At 48.5% G+C, this 6356-nt stretch carries 5 protein-coding genes and 1 pseudogene; all 6 read left to right on the forward strand.

Going from position 1 to position 6356, the window contains the following annotated elements:
* Positions 1-360 (forward strand): annotated as a pseudogene (locus tag KDK16_RS03185) (hypothetical protein); the annotation flags it as partial.
* A gap of 37 nt (positions 361-397) precedes the next feature.
* The gene (locus KDK16_RS03190; RefSeq protein ID WP_257274645.1) at positions 398-1474 is read left to right on the forward strand and encodes a MucB/RseB C-terminal domain-containing protein; all 1077 of its coding nucleotides are present in this window, start codon (positions 398-400) and stop codon (positions 1472-1474) included.
* Positions 1471-1950 (forward strand): SoxR reducing system RseC family protein, encoded by a 480-nt coding sequence (locus KDK16_RS03195; protein WP_257274646.1) that lies wholly within the window; start codon positions 1471-1473, stop codon positions 1948-1950. The genes KDK16_RS03190 and KDK16_RS03195 overlap by 4 nt, the downstream gene beginning before the upstream one ends.
* Before the next feature lie 71 nt (positions 1951-2021).
* Positions 2022-3446, forward strand: coding sequence for a DegQ family serine endoprotease (locus KDK16_RS03200; RefSeq protein ID WP_257274647.1), 1425 nt, complete (start codon positions 2022-2024; stop codon positions 3444-3446).
* Positions 3447-3634: 188 nt separating this feature from the next.
* The gene (lepA, locus tag KDK16_RS03205) at positions 3635-5434 is read left to right on the forward strand and encodes a translation elongation factor 4 (protein ID WP_257274648.1); all 1800 of its coding nucleotides are present in this window, start codon (positions 3635-3637) and stop codon (positions 5432-5434) included.
* A 162-nt stretch (positions 5435-5596) separates the two neighbouring features.
* Positions 5597-6356: signal peptidase I (lepB, locus tag KDK16_RS03210; RefSeq protein ID WP_257274649.1), on the forward strand; the 760-nt coding region annotated here is incomplete at its 3' end.

Raw genomic sequence — 6356 nt, forward strand, 5'->3', positions numbered from 1 at the left:
GCGGGGCGAGTAGTGGTTGCTGCTTCTGTTGCATTGGCTGTGCTGCTGGGTGTGAAAAATTACAATTCTACCCCTGAAGCTCTGCCTCTGGTAGCATCGGTAACTGATCAAACGACATTGTCACAACCAGTACAAATTGCTCAAAACGGCTACGGTGCTGCTGGAATTCAGGCGGGATACAGTTCTCGTCAGCATGACAGTATTACCCCGGAACAGCTCGCACAGGCACAGAGTGTTGCTGACAGGGCTATCAGGGAGCGTTTCAGGGCGTATGCGCTTCAGCATGCTGAAATGAGTGCCATGAATTCAGGACAGGGAATCCTCCCTTTTGCGCGCTTGACCACTTTTGAATCACAATGAGTCTATGAAAGGAATTCGATTGAATAGGGGGCATTTAATGCCTTTGCTGCTGGTCTTACTGGTAGCACTGGAGGGTCACGCATTTCCTGTTGACCAATCATCAGAACCTGCTGGTCAGTCATCAAAGCCTGCCGGTCAGTCATCAAAGTCTGTCGGCCAGTCATCAAAGTCTGCCGATACGCCTGAGAAATGGTTGGAAACCATGATTCAAGCCACTCAAAATCTTACCTATCGCGGACACTTTGTTTACCAACAGGGTGCTAACCTAGAAACCCTGGCAGTGGCGCACACGCTTCAAAAAGTGGGTGGCAAGTCAGAAGAGCTGGAAAGTATTGCTTTTCTGGATGGATTGCCCAGAGAGATGGTTCGTCAGGGAAAGATTATCACTTTCGCCAGTGCTGGAAGAGAACCCACAAGATTTGAACATGAGTCTCTGGTTCCGATGGTGGGACGTTTTACTTCCGGTCATTTTGACAACCATTACAAGCTGAAGCCAGCCGCTCTGGATCGTATAGCGGGTCGGGAAGCTGTTCAGCTGCTGGTGGTGCCAACGGATCGGTTTCGTTATGGTTACCAATTATGGCTGGATCGTCGAACCGGTCTGCTCCTCAAGTCCGTAATGGTAGATAGTGAAGGCAGGATCATTGAGAGAATGCAATTCACCAGCCTTGAGCTTCCGGGAAACCTGACCTCTCAAGAGCTGGAGCGCTTAAAGCGAAAACTGCCTGCATCAACAGGTAAGAATGTGGTAAAACTGAGTGGCAAATCCGTTCCTGGAAAGGCGGAATGGAGCTGGGAAACTGGTTGGATACCTGAAGGTTTTTCGCCTCATGGTCACAGCAGCAGAAACTCAGCCGTCAGCAGTCAGAAAGTGGATACTCTGAACTTTTCTGATGGATTGGCCAGCTTTTCAGTATTTGTTGAGCCCGACGAAACACGGGTATTGAGTCAGGCCACCGAGCAGATAGGCTCTATGGCAGCAGTATCCAAAGTGTTCCGTAACGGTGAAAAGTACTTTCATGTCACTGTTCTGGGTGAGATTCCACTGGGTACGGCCGAGAGGATAGCAGTTTCAGTTCGCCCCAGAGAGCAGAGTCAGAAGGCAGATAAATGATCGAAGAAAAAGGCAGGGTTGTGGCCGTTGGACAGGATGATGTCTGGGTAGAGACCATTCGCAAAAGCACCTGTTCCAGTTGCAGTGCACGTAATGGCTGTGGTCAGAGTCTGCTTGAGAGGTATCGCCCCAATAGGCAGCAGTCGTACATCCGCGCTATGAATGGCTTCTCCATTCAAGAGAATGATCAGGTCGTTATTGGTATACCCGAAAGTGCCCTCATGAGAGCATCGGTTCTCCTTTATCTGTTGCCATTGATAGGCATGATGGGGTCAATCTGGCTTGCCACTGTTACTGGCTGGAATGATTTTTACACTGTCTTGTCTGCTATAGCAGGCCTTGCACTCGGGTTTATTCCCGTACGTATGCGGGGTCAATCAACCAGCGACATGTGTCGCGTTAGAGTGATAAAGGTACTACCCCGGAAGGTGGTCGAGCCTGAATTAATGAAAACCGGCCAGTCCTGGTCAGCATAAACATTATAATTTTTCATCCACATTACCCATGCTGGGTCTCTAATCACAAGGTGTAAGGAGAAGTCAGGTTCATGAACAGGGTCAACCTTCTCTTCAGGAACTTTATTTGTTTTCTGAGTCTCTCGCTGCTTTCGGTGCAAATGGTTCAGGCCAGTGAACTACCGGACTTTGCCCGATTGTTCGAAGAGGCCTCGCCCGCTGTCGTTAATATCAGTACACTTGCGGCCCCAAAACAGGGGCGTGCGCAAATTTATGGTCCGGGTGGCGAAGAGTTGCCCGAGATATTTCGTCGCTATTTCGGTTTGCCCATGCCTGATGCTCCCTCTGGTAAGCCGCAACCAATGTCTCTGGGTTCCGGATTTATCATCTCTAATGATGGTTATATCCTCACCAACAATCATGTGGTTCAAGGTGCAGAAAAAATCATTGTCAGGCTGCATGATCGCAGTGAGAAAGTCGCCAGGCTGATTGGTGCCGACAAACGTTCCGACCTGGCGTTGCTGAAAATTGAGAGCAAAGGCAATTTGCCTGTCGTGAAGATGGGCGACTCTCATGATGTCAGACCGGGTCAGTGGGTGGCAGCTATTGGCTCGCCATTCAACTTCGAATACTCCATCACCAAAGGTATTGTCAGCGCTCTCAACAGGAGTCTGCCCAGTGATGCCTATGTTCCATTCATTCAGTCAGATGTGCCGATTAATCCAGGTAATTCCGGTGGCCCGCTGTTCAACATGAAGGGCGAAGTGATCGGTATTAATTCCCAGATATTTACCCGCTCTGGCGGTTTCATGGGGCTGTCTTTTGCTATTCCATCGGATCATGTTGAGTGGGCTATTGAACAGCTGAAGGAAAAAGGTTACGTCACACGTGGCTGGCTAGGTGTAGCTATCCAGGAAGTGGATCGCGACCTGGCAGAGTCTTTTGGTCTTGAAAAGCCAAAGGGGGCCCTAATCAGTCAGGTTGTGCCCAGTGGTCCCGCGGACAAAGCCAAGTTGCATCCTGGTGATATCATTACCAGTGTCAATGGCCGTGAAATTATGAGTTCTGGTGCTCTTCCCATGGCTATTGGAGTCATCAAACCCGGTGACAAAGCAGCTCTTGAACTGATTCGCGAAGGCAAGAAAGAAATCGTTAAGGTAAAAGTGGGTGAGTTGCCCGATGAGCAAAGCCAGCATTCAGAGCATCCTGCTCTGGACACGGATAAGAAAGAGAATCGTCTTGGCATTCAGGTCGAGGGTCTGAATGATGACTATCGCAACAAGTTGCGTCTAAACAAGGATATCAAAGGAGTGGTGCTGACTGGTGAGATTTTAGGTGTGGGTCGATCCATTGGTCTTCGTCAGGGAGACGTTATCACAGATCTGAACAATAACCGTATTGAATCGGTCAAGGACTTTAATAAGGTGGTGGCTGATCTTCCAAAGGATCGCCCTGTTTCCATGAGGGTGATTCGAAGTGGGCAATCTGGTTACATCACGTTCCGACTGACCGAGTAACCAGGCTTTGATCAGGGTTTCAAGTCTTCAGGGGTGATCTGTATCTTCAGATGCTGTAGACTCCGCCTCTATATACAGCAGCTTCGCGCCTTTATTTCAGGCTCGCAGATTCCCTGCAAGCTGAACAACAGTCCTCGTGAAAGAGATTGAACTCTGAGCGGGGACAAATTTTTTGTAGTGATGCAATCGTGAGCGACTTAAGTCATATCAGGAACTTCTCCATAATTGCCCATATCGACCACGGTAAGTCGACGCTGGCAGATCGCTTTATCCAGACCTGTGGAGGGTTAAGTGATCGTGAAATGCAAGCTCAGGTTCTCGACTCCATGGAGCTTGAGCGTGAGCGTGGTATTACCATTAAGGCTCAGAGTGTCACACTGGATTATACCGCCAAAGACGGTATCACCTATCAGCTAAATTTCATCGATACACCCGGGCACGTTGATTTTTCCTATGAAGTTTCACGTTCTCTATCCGCTTGTGAAGGTGCTCTTTTAGTGGTGGATGCCGCCCAGGGCGTTGAAGCACAGTCTGTGGCGAACTGCTACACCGCAATCGAGCAGGGGCTGGAAGTGATGCCAGTACTCAATAAAATGGATTTGCCTCAGGCAGAACCTGAGCGTGTGGCGCAGGAAATCGAAGAAATTATCGGTATCGATGCCCTGGATGCCGTCCGCTGTTCTGCCAAGAGTGGTCTGGGTATTGACGATGTGCTTGAACGTCTGGTTCAGACCATCCCTGCGCCGCAAGGCGATATCGACGGTGAGTTGCAGGCCCTGATTATTGATTCCTGGTTTGATAATTATCTGGGTATTGTATCACTGGTGCGTGTCAAGAACGGCACCTTGAAGAAAGGCGACAAGGTGCTTGTTAAATCGACCGGTCAGACCCATGGCGTAGATAATGTGGGTATCTTCTCTCCAAAGATGAACGCTATCGGCGAACTGAAAGCGGGTGAGGTGGGCTATGTTATTGCTGGTATCAAGGACATTCATGGTGCACCTGTAGGTGATACCCTGACGCTGGCAAAAACACCGGATGTTCCGGAACTACCAGGTTTTCAGAAGGTCAAACCTCAGGTCTATGCTGGCCTTTTTCCGGTCAGCTCAGACGACTTTGAGTCTTTCCGTGAAGCTTTGGAAAAACTTAGTCTTAATGATGCTTCTCTGTTCTACGAACCTGAGAGCAGTGATGCCCTGGGCTTTGGTTTCCGCTGTGGCTTCCTCGGTATGCTGCATATGGAAATTATTCAGGAGCGTCTTGAGCGTGAATACAACCTGGATCTGATTACCACTGCGCCGACAGTAATCTACGAGGTTGAGCTGAAAAATGGCGATCTGATTGAGGTGGACAACCCATCTAAACTGCCAGATCCTGCCGGTATCCAGGAAATCAGGGAGCCTATTGTTCAGGCGAATATTCTGGTTCCCCAGGATTATCTTGGTAATGTGATCTCCCTGTGTGTAGAACGTCGGGGTGTTCAGAAAGACATGCAGTTCACTGGCAGTCAGGTAGCAATAACCTATGATATGCCTATGAACGAGGTGGTTCTGGATTTCTTTGACCGCCTGAAGTCTGTCAGTCGCGGATTTGCGTCTTTGGACTACAGTTTTGATCGTTTTGAGATGGCCAACATGGTGAAACTGGATATTCTGATCAACGGTGAGAAAGTCGACGCACTGGCTCTTATTGCTCATAGAGATCATGCTGTCTCCAGGGGGCGTTCGCTGGCTGAAAAGATGAAAGAGATCATCCCTCGCCAGATGTTTGACGTCGCCATTCAGGCTGCAGTAGGTGGTCAGATTTGTGCACGAACCACTGTCAAGGCGCTGCGCAAGAATGTAACTGCAAAATGTTACGGTGGTGATGCATCTCGTAAGCGTAAACTGCTTGAGAAGCAGAAAGCGGGTAAGAAGCGAATGAAACAGGTGGGTCGAGTTGAAATCCCTCAGGAAGCTTTTCTTGCTGTACTAAAAGTCGATAAATAATTGACCTATGGACGAGAAATTTCAGGTGTTCTAATTGAGTAGCTTGTCAAAATCGGCGGGCTTTTCGTAAACATGACGAACTATTCCGTTGAAGCATTGTTAACTCCCGCTTCAACAGTAATATTGGTAGAAAAAAGATCGGGTATCTGAGAACAAATAACCATGGATATTAATTTTCCACTGCTTCTGGTGCTGGCGGTTTTTATTACAGGTCTGGTTGCGCTGTTCGACAGGCTGGTATTATTGCCTAAAAGAAAGGCGGCTATTGAGAGCTTTAAGTCCGGTATGGGTTCTGAGCCTGATCAGGAAGCCCTGGCCAGACTGGAGAGAGAACCCGGTATTGTTGAAACCTGCAAGTCGATATTTCCGGTTTTGACACTGGTGCTGGTAGTGCGATCTTTTCTGTTTGAGCCCTTTCAAATTCCCTCGGGTTCCATGATCCCAACCCTTCAGGTGGGGGACTTTATTTTGGTGAACAAGTTTGAATACGGACTTCGTCTGCCGGTCATTGGTACCAAAATTGTTTCCATCAATGAGCCTCAACGCGGCGATGTTATGGTGTTCAAGGAACCAGATAATCCGAATATCAATTTCATCAAGCGAGTGATTGGTATACCGGGTGATGAAATTCGCTATTTGAACAAGAAGCTGACTATTAATGGCCAGCCTGTTCCTGAGAAATACATTGCCCAGCTGAGAGATCAGAGTCGAGCTTATCAGTTGTTTGAAGAGAGCATTGATGGCAAAAGCTTTGAAATTCGCAAAGACCTTGGTGTCAGAAGTCTGCGGGCTGAAGGTGTTTGGGTCATACCCCATGGGCAGTATTTCATGATGGGTGATAACCGTGATCGAAGCAACGATAGTCGTTACTGGGGGACCGTGCCCGAGAAAAATATTGTCGGTAAAGCGGTTTATATCTGGA

It is taken from the genome of Endozoicomonas sp. SESOKO4 (assembly GCF_024606275.1).